General features: G+C 58.4%; 17 protein-coding genes and 2 tRNA genes. 16 read left to right on the forward strand and 3 right to left on the reverse strand.

All coding sequences use genetic code 11. From position 1 onward, the window contains the following. The 10 genes from dnaA to ACJD00_RS00050 all read left to right on the forward strand — a co-directional run bounded on the left by dnaA (window position 1) and on the right by ACJD00_RS00050 (window position 10,853). The gene (dnaA, locus tag ACJD00_RS00005) at window positions 1-1,446 is read left to right on the forward strand and encodes a chromosomal replication initiator protein DnaA (RefSeq protein ID WP_418907939.1); all 1,446 of its coding nucleotides are present in this window, start codon (window positions 1-3) and stop codon (window positions 1,444-1,446) included. A gap of 529 nt (window positions 1,447-1,975) precedes the next feature. Next, a complete protein-coding gene (gene dnaN / locus ACJD00_RS00010; RefSeq protein WP_418907940.1) occupies window positions 1,976-3,103 on the forward strand; it encodes a DNA polymerase III subunit beta in 1,128 nt (375 codons plus the stop codon). Window positions 3,104-3,155: 52 nt separating this feature from the next. Further along, window positions 3,156-4,313, forward strand: coding sequence for a DNA replication/repair protein RecF (recF, locus tag ACJD00_RS00015; RefSeq protein WP_418907941.1), 1,158 nt, complete (start codon window positions 3,156-3,158; stop codon window positions 4,311-4,313). Continuing rightward, window positions 4,306-4,833, forward strand: coding sequence for a DUF721 domain-containing protein (locus ACJD00_RS00020; protein WP_418907942.1), 528 nt, complete (start codon window positions 4,306-4,308; stop codon window positions 4,831-4,833). Before recF ends, ACJD00_RS00020 begins: the two co-directional genes overlap by 8 nt. A 345-nt stretch (window positions 4,834-5,178) precedes the next feature. Continuing rightward, complete coding sequence (gene gyrB / locus ACJD00_RS00025; protein WP_418909350.1) at window positions 5,179-7,173, forward strand: DNA topoisomerase (ATP-hydrolyzing) subunit B; 1,995 nt, start codon at window positions 5,179-5,181, stop codon at window positions 7,171-7,173. Between the two features lie 18 nt (window positions 7,174-7,191). Beyond that, a complete protein-coding gene (gene gyrA, locus ACJD00_RS00030) occupies window positions 7,192-9,819 on the forward strand; it encodes a DNA gyrase subunit A (RefSeq protein ID WP_418907943.1) in 2,628 nt (875 codons plus the stop codon). After that, on the forward strand, window positions 9,816-10,430 hold the full coding sequence (locus tag ACJD00_RS00035; RefSeq protein WP_418907944.1) for a DUF3566 domain-containing protein: 615 nt from the start codon (window positions 9,816-9,818) through the stop codon (window positions 10,428-10,430). The genes gyrA and ACJD00_RS00035 overlap by 4 nt, the downstream gene beginning before the upstream one ends. Window positions 10,431-10,547: 117 nt before the next feature. Next, window positions 10,548-10,621: transfer RNA gene (locus tag ACJD00_RS00040), tRNA-Ile, on the forward strand. A 32-nt stretch (window positions 10,622-10,653) separates the two neighbouring features. Continuing rightward, a complete protein-coding gene (locus ACJD00_RS00045) occupies window positions 10,654-10,773 on the forward strand; it encodes a DLW-39 family protein (protein WP_309410328.1) in 120 nt (39 codons plus the stop codon). A 7-nt stretch (window positions 10,774-10,780) separates the two neighbouring features. Then, window positions 10,781-10,853 (forward strand) — tRNA-Ala (locus tag ACJD00_RS00050). Window positions 10,854-10,919: 66 nt separating this feature from the next. On the opposite strand, the gene ACJD00_RS00055 is transcribed toward ACJD00_RS00050, so the two are convergent. Beyond that, window positions 10,920-11,516: a dihydrofolate reductase family protein gene (locus ACJD00_RS00055; RefSeq protein WP_418907945.1), complete on the reverse strand. Its 597-nt coding sequence runs from the start codon at window positions 11,514-11,516 to the stop codon at window positions 10,920-10,922. Between the two features lie 231 nt (window positions 11,517-11,747). Here ACJD00_RS00055 and ACJD00_RS00060 point away from each other — a divergent pair, with 231 nt between their 5' ends. Beyond that, complete coding sequence (locus ACJD00_RS00060; RefSeq protein WP_418907946.1) at window positions 11,748-12,353, forward strand: GNAT family N-acetyltransferase; 606 nt, start codon at window positions 11,748-11,750, stop codon at window positions 12,351-12,353. 27 nt (window positions 12,354-12,380) lie between these two features. Further along, window positions 12,381-13,001: a dihydrofolate reductase family protein gene (locus ACJD00_RS00065; protein WP_418907947.1), complete on the forward strand. Its 621-nt coding sequence runs from the start codon at window positions 12,381-12,383 to the stop codon at window positions 12,999-13,001. 9 nt (window positions 13,002-13,010) lie between these two features. Here the strand turns inward: ACJD00_RS00065 and ACJD00_RS00070 are convergent, their stop codons facing one another. Next, window positions 13,011-14,153: a glycosyltransferase family 4 protein gene (locus ACJD00_RS00070; RefSeq protein ID WP_418907948.1), complete on the reverse strand. Its 1,143-nt coding sequence runs from the start codon at window positions 14,151-14,153 to the stop codon at window positions 13,011-13,013. 132 nt (window positions 14,154-14,285) lie between these two features. Between ACJD00_RS00070 and ACJD00_RS00075 the strand changes: the two genes are divergently transcribed. Next, the gene (locus ACJD00_RS00075) at window positions 14,286-15,227 is read left to right on the forward strand and encodes a bile acid:sodium symporter family protein (RefSeq protein WP_418907949.1); all 942 of its coding nucleotides are present in this window, start codon (window positions 14,286-14,288) and stop codon (window positions 15,225-15,227) included. 110 nt (window positions 15,228-15,337) lie between these two features. Beyond that, a complete protein-coding gene (locus ACJD00_RS00080) occupies window positions 15,338-16,204 on the forward strand; it encodes a DMT family transporter (protein WP_418907950.1) in 867 nt (288 codons plus the stop codon). Here ACJD00_RS00080 and ACJD00_RS00085 read toward each other — a convergent pair. Continuing rightward, entirely contained in the window at window positions 16,201-16,416 is a 216-nt protein-coding gene (locus ACJD00_RS00085; protein ID WP_418907951.1) for a hypothetical protein, read from the reverse strand. The two genes, ACJD00_RS00080 and ACJD00_RS00085, sit on opposite strands and share 4 nt — an antisense overlap. Window positions 16,417-16,568: 152 nt before the next feature. Between ACJD00_RS00085 and ACJD00_RS00090 the strand changes: the two genes are divergently transcribed. Both ACJD00_RS00090 and ACJD00_RS00095 read left to right on the forward strand, forming a co-directional pair. Then, window positions 16,569-17,114: a peptidylprolyl isomerase gene (locus ACJD00_RS00090; protein ID WP_418907952.1), complete on the forward strand. Its 546-nt coding sequence runs from the start codon at window positions 16,569-16,571 to the stop codon at window positions 17,112-17,114. Between the two features lie 287 nt (window positions 17,115-17,401). Further along, window positions 17,402-18,076: a rhomboid family intramembrane serine protease gene (locus ACJD00_RS00095; protein ID WP_418907953.1), complete on the forward strand. Its 675-nt coding sequence runs from the start codon at window positions 17,402-17,404 to the stop codon at window positions 18,074-18,076. The last annotated feature ends 14 nt before the right edge of the window (window positions 18,077-18,090 follow it).

Consider the following 18,090-nt stretch of genomic DNA (forward strand, 5'->3'; position numbering starts at 1 on the left):
GTGAGCAGCGATGAGACCAACAGCATCGGTAGCTCATGGCGCCAGGTGATTCGGCGCATCGAAGACAACGACCGGGTTTCGGCACGAAACCGGCCCTTTGTGTCCCTGGCTAAGCCCCAGGGGCTCATCGGAAAGACGCTCCTAGTTGCCGTTCCGAACGAGTTCACCCGAGACATTCTGCAAGGTCAGCTGCGCGAGCCTCTTGATGAAGCACTCCGTGAAGTGTTCCAGGATGAGATCTCCTGCGCAGTCAGCGTGGACTTGTCGTTAGCTTCCTCTGAGGACGAGCGAACTATCGAAGCGGCTCAGCCAAAGCAAAGTGCAGCTGAGGAAGAAATTGCCGAACCTGCACCCGGGCCGCGACTTCAGCCGGCACCTCAGCCGACTCCCCCGTCGAATTCACAAGAGTTCGGGCGTCTAAATCCGAAATACATCTTCGATACGTTCGTTATCGGCTCGTCGAACCGTTTTGCACATGCAGCAGCCGTAGCCGTTGCCGAAGCGCCGGCAAAGGCCTATAACCCTCTCTTCATTTATGGCGACTCCGGTCTCGGAAAAACTCACTTGTTGCATGCCATCGGCCACTACGCCCGCCACCTCTACAAGGGCATCCGTGTCCGATACGTCAACTCGGAAGAGTTCACCAACGACTTCATCAACTCAATTCGAGATGACGAAGGTGCGAGCTTCAAGCAGACCTATCGAAACGTTGACATCCTGCTCATTGACGATATTCAGTTCTTGGCTAACAAGGATGCGACGCAGGAAGAGTTCTTCCACACTTTCAATGCGTTGCACAACCACAACAAGCAAGTAGTCATCACCTCGGATCTGCCCCCGAAGCAATTGCAAGGATTTGAGGATCGTATGCGATCCCGCTTCGAATGGGGCCTGCTAACGGATATTCAGCCTCCCGAGCTCGAGACCCGCATTGCGATTTTGCGTAAGAAAGCTGATGCGGAGAATTTGTCCGCACCTAGCGACGTGATGGAGTACATCGCTTCCCGCATCTCAACGAATATTCGCGAGTTGGAGGGGGCGCTCATTCGTGTCACCGCTTTTGCGTCCCTCAATAATCAAAGCGTCGATCTCGCCCTAGCTGAGACTGTCCTCAAGGACCTGATCAGTGAGGATGGCGCCCAGGAAATCACCCCGTCGACCATCATCAAGCAAACCGCGGAATACTTTGGGCTGTCTATCGACGAACTGAATAGCAAGTCACGCACGCGCACGCTTGTTACTGCTCGGCAAATTGCGATGTATCTCCTGCGCGAGCTGACCGATATGTCACTGCCGAAAATTGGTGCCGAGCTCGGCGGACGTGATCACACCACGGTCATCCATGCAGATCGAAAGATTCGCGAGCTCATGGCAGAACGACGTGCGATCTTCAATCAGGTCACCGAGCTTACCAATCGCATCAAACAGAGCCAGCGCGAACTTTAATGCGATAACCACACCTGTGGATAATTTTGTGGATGATCTGGTGAGTACCTGCGGATAAACCTCAAACTCCGTGTGGATGGTCGTTAGGGTGAAACTGAGTATCAACACGCTCGTGAGACTCAGTCCCACTTTCGATCACAGATTGTTCACATGCACAATCGAGCTCGGATATGGGCTTTAACCGCTTCTCCACAGATTCCACAGGGGTTATTAACACTCCCACCTTTTAACCTTTTGCCTGCCAAATAACGAGACCACCACCTCGCGTGCCCGTTTCGAACGCCTCATGAGCTAACAACTCGTTAGCAAAACCACGTCTCGGCCACTTGCTGGAGCCATCAGGACAAAACACGAATCATCCAATGAGCCAATTGGCACACAGTTTGGGAACCAGAAGGATCAGCTACTCAACGCCCATGGCAAGATTGGATGAGTGGAGTCATTCGTATCTGCTCTATGCTTAAGAACTTGCCGGTGTGCTACTTATCGGCATTGACAACGACCAAAGGTTCCGAAAGGCGGATTGTTCGTGAAGTTCAGCGTTGAAAAGGATGTACTGGCCGATGCCGTATCCTGGACCGCTAAATCATTGGCACAGCGTCCGCCATCGCCCGTACTTGCTGGAATTCTGATTACGACCCATAACGGAGTCGTTCAGCTCGAAGGCTTTGATTACGAGATCTCATCTCATATTGAATTTGCAGCTGACATTGCCGAACAAGGTTCCATCTTGGTTTCGGGCAAGCTACTTGCAGAGATCACCCGCAGCTTGCCAAACTCCACAGTTACGTTGGAAACCGAAGGTGCCAAAGTCTTTCTGAGCTGTGGACGTTCACGCTTCAACTTGGCCACCATGCCCGTTGATGAATATCCTTCGCTACCTTCATTGCCCGAAGTATCTGGACGTGTCGATGGGCAAGTCTTTGCCGAGGCTGTAAGCCAAGTTATCGTTGCTGCGTCCAAGGATGACACGCTGCCCGTTCTCACCGGTATCAAGGTAGAGATCGAGAATGACCTCATTACCTTCCTGGCAACTGACCGCTATCGGCTAGCTATGCGCGAACTTCACTGGACTCCGAATAATCCAGAAATTTCTACCAGCTTCCTGATTAAAGCCAAGACGCTAAATGATGTTGCCAAGTCCTTGTCCAGCGCCGGTGATCTGGAGATCGCCATCAGCCAGAACGGTGAACTTGTCGGCTTCCAAAGCGCCAACCGCCGCACTACTTCCCTGTTGGTCAACGGAGATTACCCCAAGATCCGATCGTTGTTCCCCGATTCAACCCCAATCCACGCAACCGTTCGTACAAGCGAACTAATTGAAGCGGTCCGACGCGTTTCTGTTGTCGCTGAACGAAACACTCCAGTTCGATTGGCATTTGTCGACGGTCAAGTAACCCTCGATGCTGGCACCGGTGATGATGCCCAAGCTGAAGAGTCGATTGTTGCTGCCCTCCGCGGTGAAGACATCACTGTTGCTTTCAATCCGACCTACCTCAGCGAGGGTTTGGGAACCTTCAACACCGATTACGTTCGGTTCTCGTTCACTAGTGCACCGAAGCCTGCGATGTTGACCGGCCAGAAACAGATCGATGAAGACGATCAAAGCGAGTACCGCTATCTGGTCATGCCAGTTCGACTTCCAAACTCCAACTAACTAGTGGCCGCGGCAGTAATTGCGTACTGCCGCGGCACTTCAGGAATCTAAGGTGTTCATTTCTCAGCTGTCCTTGACGAGCTTCCGCTCTTATCAGCACGCCGAAGTGCAGCTAGTCGATGGCACAAACATTCTGATCGGGCCTAATGGAGTCGGTAAAACTAATATCGTCGAAGCCATTGGATATCTGGCGAATCTCTCTTCTCATCGCGTCAGCAATGATGCCCCACTGCTAAATTTCGGGGCACAGCGAGCACTTGTCCGCGGTACGGTTCACCGTGGTTCTCAACAAACGACGCTCGAGGTTGAGATCACCACAGGCAAGATCAATCGCGCACGGATCAACCGTGGTAACCCGGTCCGAGCCCGTGAAATTCTAGGGATTGTTCGCACAGTTCTGTTCGCACCCGAAGACCTAGCATTGGTTAAAGGAGACCCAGGTAATCGTCGACGCTTCCTTGACGAACTCTTAGTTTCTCTTCGCCCTGTCGAAGCAACAACCCGAAATGACTACGAGCGAATCGTGAAGCAGCGAAACGCCTTGCTCAAATCAGTTCGTGGGAAGTCGAAGCTCACTGCCTCGCAAGAAAATACCCTCACGGCTTGGGATCTGCAGCTAGCCTCCTGTGGCGCTCGGCTGATCCGAGGGAGGCTTGATGTTTTAGACAAGCTACAACCGTATCTCCAGGCGGCATATGCCGATCTTGCTGATGGCTCGAAACTAGCCAGCGCAAGCTATCGCAGTTCCTTGGTCGAGGAGAATTCAGAGAACTTGGCGCAAGATCTCAACACTCTCGATCAAAATCAGATCGAAGAGTTACTTCTTGAGGCACTCGAATCGAATCGATCCCGCGAACTGGACCGAGGCATCACCCTGTTCGGCCCACACCGTGATGATTTAGGTTTGCAGCTAGGGCTCACACCAGCCAAAGGTTATGCCTCACACGGCGAAACCTGGTCATTCGCTCTCGCCTTGCGTCTAGCTGCTTATCGGGTTTTCTGTGACGATGATCCGCGTCCCGGCTCGGGTCCAATTCTGATTCTCGACGACGTTTTTGCCGAACTCGATGCCACACGTCGAGCTCGACTGGCCCGAATCGTAGCCGGTGCTGAGCAGGTGATCGTCACCGCCGCGGTTCCCGAAGATGTTCCCGAAACACTTCAGGGACACTATTTCCAGGTCAGTCCGGGACAGGTCGCCGATGTTTGAGCAGGAACTTGATCCCGCGCAGGCATTGCTGAACCGGATGCGGAAACTAGCCGAAGAACGTGGTGAAACCCGTATGGACGCGGCGCGTTTAGCCCGGGTTCAAGCGCGGAAAAAACAGCGCGGCGGCCAACAATCAGGTTCGAGCAAAGATTCAAATGCTCCGGACCGGGATCCGCGAGCCATCGGTGATGTGGTGTCCCGCCTGTCCAAGTCTCGCGGGTGGAATACTCAGGTCGCGGTCGGATCCGTATTGGGTCGCTGGGCGGAACTTGTCGGAACCAACGTGGCCGAGCACTGCAAACCCGAATCCTTTGAGGATACGGTGGTTGTTGTCCGTTGTGATTCAACTTCGTGGGCTACGCAAATGCGCCTACTCAGCCACGAAATTCTCAAGAAATTTGATGCCGAGTTGGGACCGGGGATCGTGACGGTAATCCGGGTGCTTGGACCTAACGCTCCATCGTGGCGCCACGGTGGTCGTTCGGTTGCTGGCCGCGGCCCCCGCGATACCTACGGGTAGAAATCGCTGACGCTGCCTACGCCGCGTGAACGCCCCTGTCGGGTGCATCCCCCCTCAGCGACCAAGCGAGAAGCTCTCAGATCATGGTTTCTGTGCGTTCTATCCGGTGTTTTAGCTCGCCAGATCCGTGAAAAATACACATGACACGGTAGACTTAAGGTTACGTGTATTGTCGCAGCCTGAGCTCCGCTCGGGCGCATAGCACCCGATATTGGCAATCCTTAGGGGCCGCACTCTGGCACCGCGGGGATGTCGCGCGCAAATTTTGAGGAGTTCGTAGCACCAGTGTCTACTGAAAACACTTCGCCGCAGGAACCCGGGCAGCCCACAGAAACGGCCGACTCGATGACTTCAAAGGTCGAACATACCTATGGAGCCGAAGACATCACGGTGCTGGAAGGGCTCGAAGCCGTTCGCAAGCGTCCTGGCATGTACATCGGCTCTACCGGGCCGCGTGGTTTGCACCATCTGGTCTACGAGGTCGTAGATAACTCGGTTGACGAGGCGCTGGCAGGATACTGCGACACCATCGATGTGACCCTACAGGCCGACGGCGGCGTTCGCGTCGAAGATAACGGCCGAGGAATCCCCACCGATATGCACGCAACCGAAGGCAAGCCCGCGGTAGAGGTCGTGATGACGATCCTGCACGCCGGTGGTAAATTCGGCGGCGGCGGTTACGCCGTCTCCGGTGGCCTGCACGGCGTGGGTATTTCCGTGGTGAACGCGTTGTCGCGCCGTGTCGATACCGTGGTCCGACAAAAGGGGCATGCCTGGCGCATCTCGTTCGCCGACGGTGGCCGCACCACGATGCCGCTGACCAAGGGCGAGGAAACTCAGGCCACCGGCACCACGCAGACCTTCTATCCGGATCCGGAAATTTTCGAGACCGTCGAGTTCGATTTTGAGACGCTACGCGCGCGCTTCCAGCAGATGGCCTTCCTGAACAAGGGCCTACGCATTCGCCTGACCGATGAGCGTACTCATGAGCAGCCCGAGGTCGAGGTAGAGGACCAGGACGAGAAGGCAATTAAGCCTCGCGTTGTGGACTACCTCTACAAGGACGGTCTGCTCGACTACGTCAAGCACCTGAATGCTGCCAAGAAGGTCGAACTCGTCCACCCCGAGGTCATCGCGTTCGAATCCGAAGATAACGACCGCGGGATCAGCGTGGAAATCGCCATGCAGTGGACCACCGCTTACGCAGAGTCCGTGCATACCTACGCGAACACCATTAACACCCATGAGGGCGGTACCCACGAAGAAGGGTTCCGTGCCGCACTGACCGGCCTGCTCAACCGCTATGCCCGTGAGAACAAAATCCTGCGCGACAAGGACGATAACCTCACCGGCGACGACGTGCGCGAGGGTCTCACCGCCGTCATCTCGGTTAAGCTTTCCGAGCCGCAGTTCGAGGGCCAGACCAAGACCAAGCTTGGTAACTCCGTGGCGCGTGGCTTCGTGCAGGGCGTGGTCAACGACGAACTCGGTGACTGGCTCGGGCGTAATCCGATTCACGCCAAGGACATCATCCGCAAGGCACAGTTGGCCTCACAGGCACGCATGGCCGCGCGCAAGGCGCGAGACAACGCCCGCCGCAAGTCGCCGATGGAGTCCTTCGGCATGCCGGGCAAGCTCTCGGACTGCTCCTCGAAGAACCCCATCGAGTGCGAAATCTTCATGGTGGAGGGTGACTCCGCAGGTGGTTCGGCAAAGCGCGGACGCGATCCGCGCACCCAAGCGATCCTGCCGCTACGCGGCAAGATCCTGAACGTGGAACGTGCACGTTTGGACCGCGCGCTGGGTAACGCCGAAGTGCAGTCGATGATCACCGCCTTTGGCACGGGTATCGGCGAAGAGTTCGATATGTCCAAGCTGCGCTACCACAAGATCGTGTTGATGGCCGATGCCGACGTCGATGGACAGCACATCACCACGCTGCTGTTGACCCTGATCTTCCGCTTCATGCGGCCGTTGATCGAACATGGATACGTCTACTTGGCCTCGCCGCCGCTGTACCGCATCAAGTGGTCCAACGCAGCCCACGAATACGTCTTCACCGACCGCGAGCGCGATGAGGCTCTGGTTCGTGGGCAGGCAGCCAACAAGCGTCTTCCCAAGGAAAACGGCATCCAGCGTTACAAGGGTCTGGGCGAGATGGACTACTCGGAACTGTGGGACACCACCATGGATCCCTCGCACCGCACGCTGCGCCAGGTGGCGATGGACGATGCGGCCGCGGCCGACGAGGTCTTCTCGGTGCTCATGGGCGAGGATGTCGAATCCCGCCGCACCTTCATCCAGCAAAACGCCAAGGACGTCCGGTTCCTGGACATCTAGCCTCGACTTAGGGAAATAATGAGCGACGAGCAGAATCCGCAAGACAACCTAGAACCACAGGACGTAACCGCAGACGGGCCGGTGCTGGACCGCATCGATCAGGTGGACCTGCAGACCGAAATGCAGCGTTCCTACCTGGACTATGCAATGGCCGTGATCGTCGGCCGTGCACTGCCCGACGTGCGTGACGGCCTGAAGCCGGTGCACCGCCGCGTGATCTACGCAATGTACGACGGTGGCTACCGCCCGGACCGGTCCTACAACAAGTGCGCCCGCGTGGTCGGCGAAGTGATGGGTCAGTACCACCCGCACGGTGACTCGGCCATTTACGATGCGCTGGTCCGCCTCATCCAGGACTGGGTGATGCGCTACCCGCTGGCCCTGGGCCAGGGTAACTTCGGTTCGCCGGGTAACGACGGCGCGGCCGCACAGCGTTACACCGAGACCAAAATGGCCCCGCTGGCCATGGAAATGGTCCGCGACATCAACGAAGACACCGTTGATTTCCAGGACAACTACGACGGCAAGAACCAGGAACCGACGGTGCTGCCGGCGCGTTTCCCGAACCTCTTGGTCAACGGTTCCTCCGGTATCGCCGTGGGTATGGCCACCAACATTCCGCCGCATAACCTGCGCGAAGTGGCCGAGGGCGTGCAGTGGGCCCTCGAACACCCAGAGGCTAGCCGCGAAGAGCTGCTGGCCGCACTGATGCAGCGCATCAAGGGCCCCGATTTCCCGTCGGGCGCCATGATTCTGGGCACCAAGGGCATCGCCGACGCCTACCGGACCGGTCGCGGCTCGATCACCATGCGTGCGGTGGTCAACGTCGAGGAAATTCAAGGCCGCACCTGCCTCGTGGTGACCGAGCTACCGTACATGGCCAACCCGGATAACCTTGCGGTGAAGATTGCCGAACTTGTCCGCGACGGCAAGATCTCGGGCATCGCCGATATGCGCGATGAAACCTCGGGCCGTACCGGCCAGCGCCTGGTCATCGTGCTTAAGCGCGATGCCGTGGCCAAGGTCGTGCTGAACAACCTGTACAAGCACACGCAGCTGCAGGAGAACTTCTCGGCCAACATGTTGGCCATTGTGGACGGCGTGCCGCGCACCCTGCCGCTGGATGGGTTCATCCGTCACTGGATTACCCACCAGATCGAGGTCATTGTTCGGCGCACCAAGTTCCGCCTGAAGAAGGCCGAGGACGAGGCCCACATCCTCGAGGGCCTGCTCAAGGCACTCGATGCGTTGGATGAGGTCATCGCCTTGATTCGCGCCTCGGCCACGGTCGAAGATGCTCGCGAGGGACTGAAGAGCCTGCTGGAGATCGACGACGATCAGGCGCGCGCCATCCTCGATATGCAGCTGCGTAAGCTCGCCGCGCTGGAACGCCAGAAGATTCTCGACGATTACGACCGCCTGATGGCGATGATCACCGAGTTCAAGGCGATCCTGGCCTCCGAATCGCGACAGCGTGAGATCGTTTCCGAGGAACTGGCCGAGATCGTCGAGAAGCACGGGGACGAGCGCCGCACCAAGATTCTCATGGGCTTCGACGGTGACATGAGCGTCGAGGACCTCATTCCAGAAGAGGAAATGGTCGTCACCATTACCCGCGGCGGCTACGTGAAGCGCACCCGGATCGATAACTACCGCTCGCAAGCGCGCGGCGGTAAGGGCATCAAGGGCGCTTCCCTGCGCGGGGACGACGTGGTGGAGCACTTCTTCGTCACCTCAACGCACAACTGGCTGCTGTTCTTCACCAACCACGGCCGCGTCTACCGCGCCAAGTGCTACGAACTGGCCGAGGCCGGTCGCGACGCCAAGGGGCAACACGTGGCCAACGTGATGGCCTTCCAGCCGGATGAGCACATCGCCCAAGTGCTGGACCTGCGTACCTACCAGGACGCCGAGTACCTGATGCTGGCCACCCGCAATGGTCTGGTGAAGAAAACCCGCCTGGCGGATTACGATACGAACCGCACCGCCGGTTTGATCGCGATCAACCTGCGCGAGGACGATGAACTGGTCTCTGCGCAGCTGTTGCACCCTACCGATGATGTGATGCTTGTCTCGCGCAAGGGTCAGTCGGTGCGCTTTACGGCTACCGATACCGCGATGCGCCCGATGGGTCGTGCGACCTCCGGTGTGACGGGCATGAAATTCCGTGACGACGACACCCTGCTGGCCGCCGACGTGGTACGCGAAGACTCCTACGTTTTCACCGTCACCCACGAAGGCTACGCCAAGCGCACCGAGGTGGCCGAATACCGCGTTCAGTCCCGTGGTGGTCTGGGCATTAAGGTCGCCAAGCTGGCCGAAGAGCGCGGCGAATTGGTCGGTGCACTGATCGTCGAGGAGACCGACGAAGTGCTCGTGGTCATGGAGTCGGGCAAGGTTGTTCGCTCCTCGGTGAGCCAGGTTCCTTCCAAGGGCCGCGACACCATGGGCGTGATCTTCGCGAAGCCGGATAAGAAGGATCGCATCATCGCCGTCGCTAAGAATTCGGAGACGGGGCTCGAAGAGAACTCCGAGGAAGATGGCGTAACGTTAAACGAAGAAAATACGACCACTGAATCATCTGACGTACCGGCAACACCAGTTCAGACTGCGACGGATGAAACCAACGACGGAGGTAACGCATGAGTACGCCCTCGACGCCTCGCCCAAACGGTAATCCGCCCCAGGCAGGTGCCCCGCGCGCAACTCAGGTGAAGCGCCCAACCACCCCGGCAGGTAACAACCCGCGTCCGGCAGGCGCCTCGGGTGCACGTCCGGCCGGGGCACGTCCCGCCGGCGCGCAGCGCCCGGCCGGATCCTCCGCACGTCCGACCGGAAGCCAGCAGCGCCCGTCCGGCAACCAGGAGCGCCTGGTGCGCCCTGCCCCGAAGGCTAAGGTGCGTAAGGCACGCCTGCTGGTATCCAAGGTCGAGCCCTTCTCAGTGCTCAAGCTTGCCTTCCTGCTTTCGGTCGGCTTTGGTGTGCTGACCGTGGTGGCCGGCGTGGCGATCTGGGGCGTGCTGGATCTGACCGGCACCTTCGATGTGTTCAACCAGCTGATGCGTGACGCGATTGGTGCGGACAGTAGTTTCGATCTGCGCACCGCCATGTCGCTGGGTCAGGTTGCTTCGTACTCGACCATCATTGCCGTGGTGAACGTCGTGGTCATTTCCGTGCTTTCGATGCTCGGTGCGGTGCTATACAACATCGCAGCCTCGCTGGTCGGCGGTATCGGCGTGACCCTGACCGACGACTAATAGTCACTGGTCGAGCCCGGGAAAAGTGCTGTGACGCATGACACCCGGGCTCGATTTGTGTCTGTAGCCAATCACCGGTAAAGTTTTATTTCGTTCCAAAGAGAACGGAACAGGTAAGGGCGTATAGCTCAGGCGGTTAGAGCGCTTCGCTGATAACGAAGAGGTCCCAAGTTCAAGTCTTGGTACGCCCACGGAAACCTTGCCTAATGGAAGGGATGGAAGAATGAAAAAGCTTCTACTCCTGGGAACCCTAGCTGCGGTAGCGGCTGTGGTTTACAAGAAGGTCAAGGCTTCTTCGGAAACCAAGGTTACCTGGCAAAAGGTAACTGACACGGTATCCTAACCCTTACGGGGCCTTAGCTCAGTTGGTAGAGCGCCTGCTTTGCAAGCAGGATGTCAGGAGTTCGAATCTCCTAGGCTCCACAAGAAAGAAGAACCCCGGACATTGTCCGGGGTTCTTCTTTTTCTCCCTCCCTTTAGCGCGGTGCGCTAGCCGCCGCCTGGGAGATGTGCCGTGGGCCGATAGGTCAACTCCACGATTCGCCCGTCGAAAACCCGCTCGGAAACGAGCTCGAGGTCGAAATCTTGGACCGCAGTGAAGATCGGTCGGGTCCCGGTGCGACCGGTGAGCACCGGAAACATGGTGACCTGAACATAATCGACCAATCCGGCGTTTAACAGGGCGCTATTTAGCATCAAACTGCCATGGGAACGCAGCGGCCGCTCAGCGTGATGCTTGAGCTCGGTGACTATCTCGACGGCGTCACCGCGCGCCACCTGTACATCCGGCCAATCCAGCGGTTCGTCCAAGGTTGAAGATATGACGGTCGTGGGCTGAAATTTCATCCGAGTGTTCACCGGGTCGCTGGCCTCGGAGTCCCGGCTCAGTGCCCCAAGGAATTTTTGAAACATCCGAAAAGTCGCCGCTCCAAGTACCAGTTGCATTTCGGCCGCGTACTGCTCGGCTCGATGCGCGAGGAATTCCGGACCTTGCTTACCCCAATAGCCACCCCAGTCCCCTTCGGGACCGAAAGATCCGTAGCCATCGAGGCTACAGAGAACGTCGAATGTATAGCTGGCGGGCATGAGAACCTTCTCTCTGGCGTGGCGATGACATGGAGCCTACAGCCGCAGACCCCGAGATTGAAGAGCCCGAAGTATTGCCACCACTTCGCACGAGGTGCCACGATGGAGACAAACAGCGCCATCACATGGCGGTTCGTCGACTCGCGAGGGGATCCCAGTGCACCTCGAACGTCGTGCCCGCAATGTGCAGTGGCAATCCGTCGCCCGCCGTCACCTCACGGAGCCTGGAACATGATTGAGCAGTGCAGGGCCGACGAAGTAGGCGAAGGCTACCGAGAAGATATCGCCGGCGTTCTCGCACACGGCTTCGCCGAGGATTTTGCCTTCTTCTCCCCCGATCCTGCGCGGGTGGCCGCTGCCTTCGCCCACATGCTGATCCTTGAACGCTTCTACGTGGCCCTCGTCGATGGGCACCCCGCGGCCGTGGCCTCGCTGACCACCGGTGAGCAAGAGTGCTTTGCACTGGTCGCCGCCGAGCTCCGGGCGCATCTGGGAGCGATTCGCGGATCGATCAGCTACCAGATCGTGCGCAGCCAATTTCTCGGGGCGTACCCCGAGCCCAGCCCGGATCTTGCGGAAATCGGCTTCGTTACCACGGCACCGGGCTTTCGACGTCGTGGCCTGGCTAGGGCGCTGATGCAGCATCTGGTGAGCGACACTGGCTTTCAACGCTTTGTGTTGCGAGACATCAAGGACACTAATCAGGCGGCACTGCAGCTGTACCGGGGTTTGGGATTTCGTGAGTACGAACGACGTCCGGTGCGTTTCGCCCGACGAGCGGGATTTCACGAGTACCTATCGCTGCGCCTCGAGACCGACAGCGCGGGCGATTCATGAACGTACTATTGACTGCCGGGAGATGAAATGAAGCTAACCCTGACACAGTTTGTGACCCTCGATGGCGTGAGCCAGGGCCCTGGCTCCCCTACGGAGGATCAGAGCGACGGATTCACCCGAGGCGGGTGGTTTGTGCCCTTCATTGATGACGACTTCCTGCAACAGGCCTCCCAGTGGCTCGACGCCGCGGATGGGTTACTCTTTGGGCGGCGTACCTACCTTGCCTTTGCCCGCGACTGGCCGCAGATTGAAGAACCAGATCCGTTCACGGTGCGCATGAATACGTTGCCAAAATACGTGGTCAGTAGCACCCTGAAGACGGGCGAGTGGAAACCGACGACGGTGCTTTATTCGAATGTCGTGGCGCAGATCAGTGCGTTGAAGGGAAAAGCCGGAGACGAACTACAAATCCACGGTAGCTCCGTTCTTGCAGCCTCGCTGCTGGATGCCGGGCTGATCGATTCCATCCGACTGGCTGTCGCCCCGGTAGTACTGGGCCAGGGCCGACGCCTATTTACCGGGCACCGTGATTCCTCCTTTGAGCTAACCAGCCAACGCGTCACCTCGACAGGCCTGACCCTCCTCGAATTTTCCTATGCCGGCGCGGTTCAGACTGAAGAATACTCGGGGGTTGTGCCCCGCGACTGAACGCTACGCTTAGCTGGCGGCGTATGAGCGGCACACGCTCCGGTAATGGGTCAAGAGCTGGTCCCCGATGGATTCCCACGAACGGCCTTGTACGGCCCTCTGAGCGGCCTGCCCGAAGGCCAAGCGTTTTGCATCGTCATAGGCCAGATCGACGACACGGGCGCGTAGATCATCGAGCGCACCGGGTTGGTACAGCCAGCCGGTCCGTGAAGAATCAACGAGGTCCAGTGGTCCCCCGCGTCCCACCGCCACGACGGGAACGGCACAGGCCATGGACTCCTGAATGGTTTGGCAGAATGTTTCGGACTCCCCGGTGTGGACGAAGACATCCAGCGAAGCCATCACGGACGCGAGCCGGGTCCCGGAGAGGAATCCGGTGAAGTGTGCTCCGGGAAGTGCCTGACGCAGGCTCGGTTCCATGGGGCCGGAGCCAACGATGACCAGCCGCGTATTCTCGAGATCGTTGAGCACACGCAGATCCTCGACCTGTTTTTCGGCGGCCAGACGGCCAACGAAACCGATCAGCCGCTCACCGTTCGGCGCGATGGCCTTGCGGAATGCGGCGTCTCTGCGTGTGGGTGTGAACTGCTCGGTGTCGACGCCGCGGCCCAGCAACGATAGGCGTTGTACACCGAGGGCGGACAACTGATCTCGGGAGAAGCTGCTGGGTACGAGGGTTAGATCCGCGCTGCTGTGCACCGTGCGCACGTGATCCCACAAGCGCTGGGTGAGCCACGGCATCTTGTACCGGTTGGCGTAGTTCGGTACTTCGGTTTGATACATCGCCACGGTGGGTATCCCCAACTGCTCTGCAGCGCACTGTGCTTTCCAGCCCAGAACGAACGGACTAGCTAAGTGGACGACATCTGGCCGGATATCGGCCAGCAACCTGCGCAAACGAAGCGTACTGACGGTGGCTAGACGCACGGCCGGATAGGTCGCCAGTGGCACAGAAGGAACCGTATGCACGGGGAAACCATGAGCAGACACTGGCACACCCTTGCCGCGTAGTTCGTCTAGCCGAGCGGCCGCCGGGCAAATGACAACCGCCTCGTGCCCTCGCGCCGCAAAATGCTCCAGTGCGCGTAGCACCGAGTTCGTGACGCCGTTGAAGTGTGGAAGAAATGACTCTGCGATGATTGCGATCTTCACAGAACCAGCATGCTGGTCGAGGGTAACTTCCCCATGAACACGATTCTGGCAGTGGCTTAACAACATATGCCGAAAGTTTTCGTCGGCAGGTCCGCGTGGCAGGATAATCAGGTGCCGGATAAAAACTCGAGCGTGGCGTCAGCTGACACCGAAACACGCAATTCCTATATCGCCGTACTGCTGTTCCCCGTACTGATTCTTGCCGGTGGCGCGCTCGGTGCTCTCATGCCAGGGCCTTTCCTTCCGCTTTCGGGACTGATCAACCCCATGCTCATGGTGATCATGTTCGGCATGGGGCTAACTTTGACCTTCCCGGACTTTGCACTGGTCGCGAAGAATCCCTGGCCCGTCGCTGGCGGAGTTCTGGCGCAATTTTTGGTCATGCCACTGCTGGGATGGGCGGTAGCCGTAGTGCTTCAGCTCGATCCGATGCTCGCCGCGGGCATCATCCTCGTTGGGTGCGCACCGGGCGGAACGGCTTCCAACGTGGTGTCTTATCTGGCCCGTGGAGATATCGCGCTGTCGGTGGCGATGACTAGCGTCTCCACCCTGCTGGCTCCGATCTTTACCCCGCTGCTCACGCTCTGGCTTGCGGGCCAGTACCTACCGGTGGATGCCGGATCCATGGCCCTTAGCGTGGTGCAGATCGTGCTCATCCCAATCATCGGCGGTCTAGTGGTCCGGGCGCTGTTCCAGAAGCTCGTGCAACGACTGGTACCTGCGCTGCCATGGGTATCGGTTCTGGCCATCGCCTTTGTGGTCACGATCGTCGTGGCCGCCAGTGCGCAGACGCTCTTTGCCGCCGGGTGGCTTGTCCTACTGGCCGTGGTGATTCACAACGGGTTGGGCCTATTGCTGGGTTACGGCATAGGTCGTGTGTTGCGGCTGCCTGAAGCCTCGCGACGAACGGTCTCCGTAGAGGTAGGTATGCAGAACTCTGGTCTGGCCGCGGGCTTGGCGAAACAGTATTTCGCCCCCGAAGCTGCACTGCCCGGAGCAGTATTCTCGGTTTGGCATAACTTGTCTGGCGCATTGGTTGCCGCCTACTGGCGCCGCAAAGGAATAACTGAGTAAAAGGTGCTTGACTTGGTTATATGCTCTAAGCAGAATCTATTGCTGGCGCTGAGTTTGGCGTAGCGGAAGTTCTGTCCATCGGTCCGTGAAAATGCGGATAACCTTAGAGCGTGACCATTCTGTTGGCCATTGTCGGAGTACTGGGAATCTCCGCCTCGGGCCCCATTATTGCCGCTTTTCCCACCGTACCCGTGCTGTCCATGGCTCTCTGGCGCAATGGCTCAGCCGCCGTTCTGCTTGCAGCTCCCGCACTGCGGAGAAACCGCCGCATATTCCGTGAGATGACCCGCCGCGAATGGAGCATCGTGGTGGCCTCGGGCGTGGCCCTGGCTCTGCATTTCGTGTGCTTCATGTATGCGGTTCGCATGACCAGTGTCGCGGCGGCCACGGCTTTAGTCTGTATCCAGGGCGTTTGGATCGCGCTGTTTCAGATGTTTCGAGGCGTGCGCTACCAACCGATCGTACTGATTGGGATGGGTCTTGCGATCTGTGGGGTTGTAGCGATCACCGGACTCGATCTAGGCCTAGGCCGCGAGGCACTTATTGGGGATCTGCTGGCCATTATGGGCGGTATGTTGGCCGCGGCCTACACCTTGGCCGGTGCTGCGGCCAGGCGCACTCTGGGCACCGGTACCTATGCATCTACCTGCTATGCGGTAACCGCCGTCATATTGCTGGTGCTGTGCCTCGTTACGGGGCAACCGCTGTGGGGATTCGACGCCCTCGGATGGATTGGCATCATCCTACTCACGGTTTGCGCCCAGCTACTTGGGCACACGGTTATGAACCATCTACTCAAGGTGCTGGGCGCTTTGACCGTATCGACACTGATCCTGCTGGAAATTCCAGGGGCCGCCCTGCTCGCTGCACTTTTCCTTGAGCAGGTTGTCCCATGGGGCACATTCGTCGGGCTGGGCGCTATTTTGATTGGGCTATGGTGTGTTGTCCGCGGTCAATCACGCCTGGTTAGCGGCTAGTTTGCTTCTTCATCCCGAGCGAGATCACGGATCTCGTCCACGCTGGCCTCGCGTGAAGAGACCGGTTCAATGGTGTCGGGCTGAGGACTCTCCGAGGACCAAGGATCGGGCACCGGCTTTGATGCCTTCCACAACGCCACCAACACGGCGACAACTCCCGCAATTGCCGCGATGAGCAAAAACTTCCCGCCAGTACTCTTGGTGCAGGCCATCTGGAACCTCCTGAAATTAGTCGTTAGCTGTCTCTTCCAGCCTAGGACGGATCGCGTGCGCACAGGTGCCGTTGAGCAGTATTCATGAATGTTTCACTGACCGCGTACCCGTAGCTTGGCGGTCAGTCATTGCAACATGGGAGAATAGCGCTATGACTGCAAACGCAACACACAAAGCAACGATTCACACCAGCTTGGGCGACATCGTTGTTGAACTGTTCGGTAACCACGCTCCGAAGACCGTGAAGAACTTCGTTGGTCTTTCGACCGGTGAGCAGGAGTGGGTACACCCAGAGACCGGCGATCAGAAGACCGGCACTCCCCTGTACAACGGGACGATTTTCCACCGCATCATTGCTGACTTCATGATTCAGGGCGGTGACCCGCTGGGCCAGGGCTTCGGTGGCCCGGGTTACCAGTTCGACGACGAAATCCACCCAGAACTGGACTTCACCGCTCCTTACAAGTTGGCCATGGCCAACGCCGGTATCCGCATGGGTCGCGGAACCAACGGTTCCCAGTTCTTCATCACCACCACCCCGACCACTTGGTTGCAGGGCAAGCACACCATCTTCGGTGAGGTCACCGACGCGGAATCCCGCAAGGTTGTCGACGCGCTCAACGCTGTGGCCACCGATGGCCGTGACAAGCCGCTGGAGCCGGTGGTTATCAACTCCATCGATATCGAAACCCTGTAAGTTTCGACCTACTCAGTTGAAGGCTCCGGGAAGCGCATTGAGCGTTCTTTCCGGAGCCTTCGTGCATCCCCATCCACTTTGAACAACCACATTTAAGGCGCAGGAAAAGAATGTCATACGGGCAAGTATCCCCCTCAGGCCACGGCGAGCCGAGGTGTTACCGGCATCCAGATCGAGTGTCGTACGTTAGCTGCGCGAGGTGCAACCGGCCGGTTTGCCCGGAATGTCAGGTCTCCGCCCCAGTGGGTGTGCAATGCCGCGAGTGCGTCCAGGAAGCTAATCGTCAGATGCCAACCCAGCGCACGCAGTATGGCGGTGCCGTGGCGACCAAACCCGTGGCGACCTACACCATCATTGCGCTGAATATTCTGGCCTATCTTGCGCAGTGGGCGCTGCGCGGAACCACTCAGGCCATGATGCTGGTACCGGGGATAGCCATTTATGAACCGTGGCGATTGTTCACCAACGCCTTCGCCCACTCCACCGGGTCGATCTTCCACATCCTGATGAACATGTACGGTATCTACATCTTTGGGACGCTGCTCGAGCCACGCATGGGAAGACTTCGGTTTATCTGGCTCTACGTGCTCTCACTCTTTGGTGGCACAGCCGGCATCATGTTGTTGAGTCCCCCATTAAGTGGAACGCTCGGAGCTTCCGGTGCCCTAGCCGGTCTCTTCATCGCTACACTCGTTGCGCTCCGGGGAAACCGTGCAGTCCTCAGTCAGCTGGGTATTGTGCTGGTACTCAACATCGTGCTGAGCTTCACGGTGCCAAACATCTCGTGGCAAGGCCACCTTGGTGGTGCCATTGTCGGCGGCCTTGCAGCCCTGTGTATAACTTTGGTGCCGCGTGGCCCGAAGCGCAACATAACCCAACTCGGATTACTGGGTGCATTGAGTGCCGTGCTAGCCATTGTGCTTTTCGTCAGCACCACAAGCGCTGCCTTGCCCCTGGCGTAAATCGAAGATGGGCG

Origin of the sequence: Glutamicibacter endophyticus (genome assembly GCF_048457885.1) — a bacterium.
In the GTDB taxonomy this organism is placed as follows: Bacteria; Actinomycetota; Actinomycetes; order Actinomycetales; family Micrococcaceae; genus Glutamicibacter; species Glutamicibacter endophyticus.

Excerpts from the sequence above, each read along its gene's own strand:
- ACJD00_RS00020 (WP_418907942.1), top strand. The coding sequence starts at position 4,306 with ATGTTTGAGCAGGAACTTGATCCCGCGCAGGCATTGCTGAACCGGATG.
- gyrB (WP_418909350.1), top strand. The coding sequence starts at position 5,179 with ATGACTTCAAAGGTCGAACATACCTATGGAGCCGAAGACATCACGGTG.
- gyrA (WP_418907943.1), top strand. The coding sequence starts at position 7,192 with ATGAGCGACGAGCAGAATCCGCAAGACAACCTAGAACCACAGGACGTA.
- ACJD00_RS00035 (WP_418907944.1), top strand. The coding sequence starts at position 9,816 with ATGAGTACGCCCTCGACGCCTCGCCCAAACGGTAATCCGCCCCAGGCA.
- ACJD00_RS00045 (WP_309410328.1), top strand. The coding sequence starts at position 10,654 with ATGAAAAAGCTTCTACTCCTGGGAACCCTAGCTGCGGTAGCGGCTGTG.
- ACJD00_RS00055 (WP_418907945.1), bottom strand. The coding sequence starts at position 11,516 with ATGCCCGCCAGCTATACATTCGACGTTCTCTGTAGCCTCGATGGCTAC.
- ACJD00_RS00060 (WP_418907946.1), top strand. The coding sequence starts at position 11,748 with ATGATTGAGCAGTGCAGGGCCGACGAAGTAGGCGAAGGCTACCGAGAA.
- ACJD00_RS00065 (WP_418907947.1), top strand. The coding sequence starts at position 12,381 with ATGAAGCTAACCCTGACACAGTTTGTGACCCTCGATGGCGTGAGCCAG.
- ACJD00_RS00085 (WP_418907951.1), bottom strand. The coding sequence starts at position 16,416 with ATGGCCTGCACCAAGAGTACTGGCGGGAAGTTTTTGCTCATCGCGGCA.
- ACJD00_RS00090 (WP_418907952.1), top strand. The coding sequence starts at position 16,569 with ATGACTGCAAACGCAACACACAAAGCAACGATTCACACCAGCTTGGGC.
- ACJD00_RS00095 (WP_418907953.1), top strand. The coding sequence starts at position 17,402 with ATGCCAACCCAGCGCACGCAGTATGGCGGTGCCGTGGCGACCAAACCC.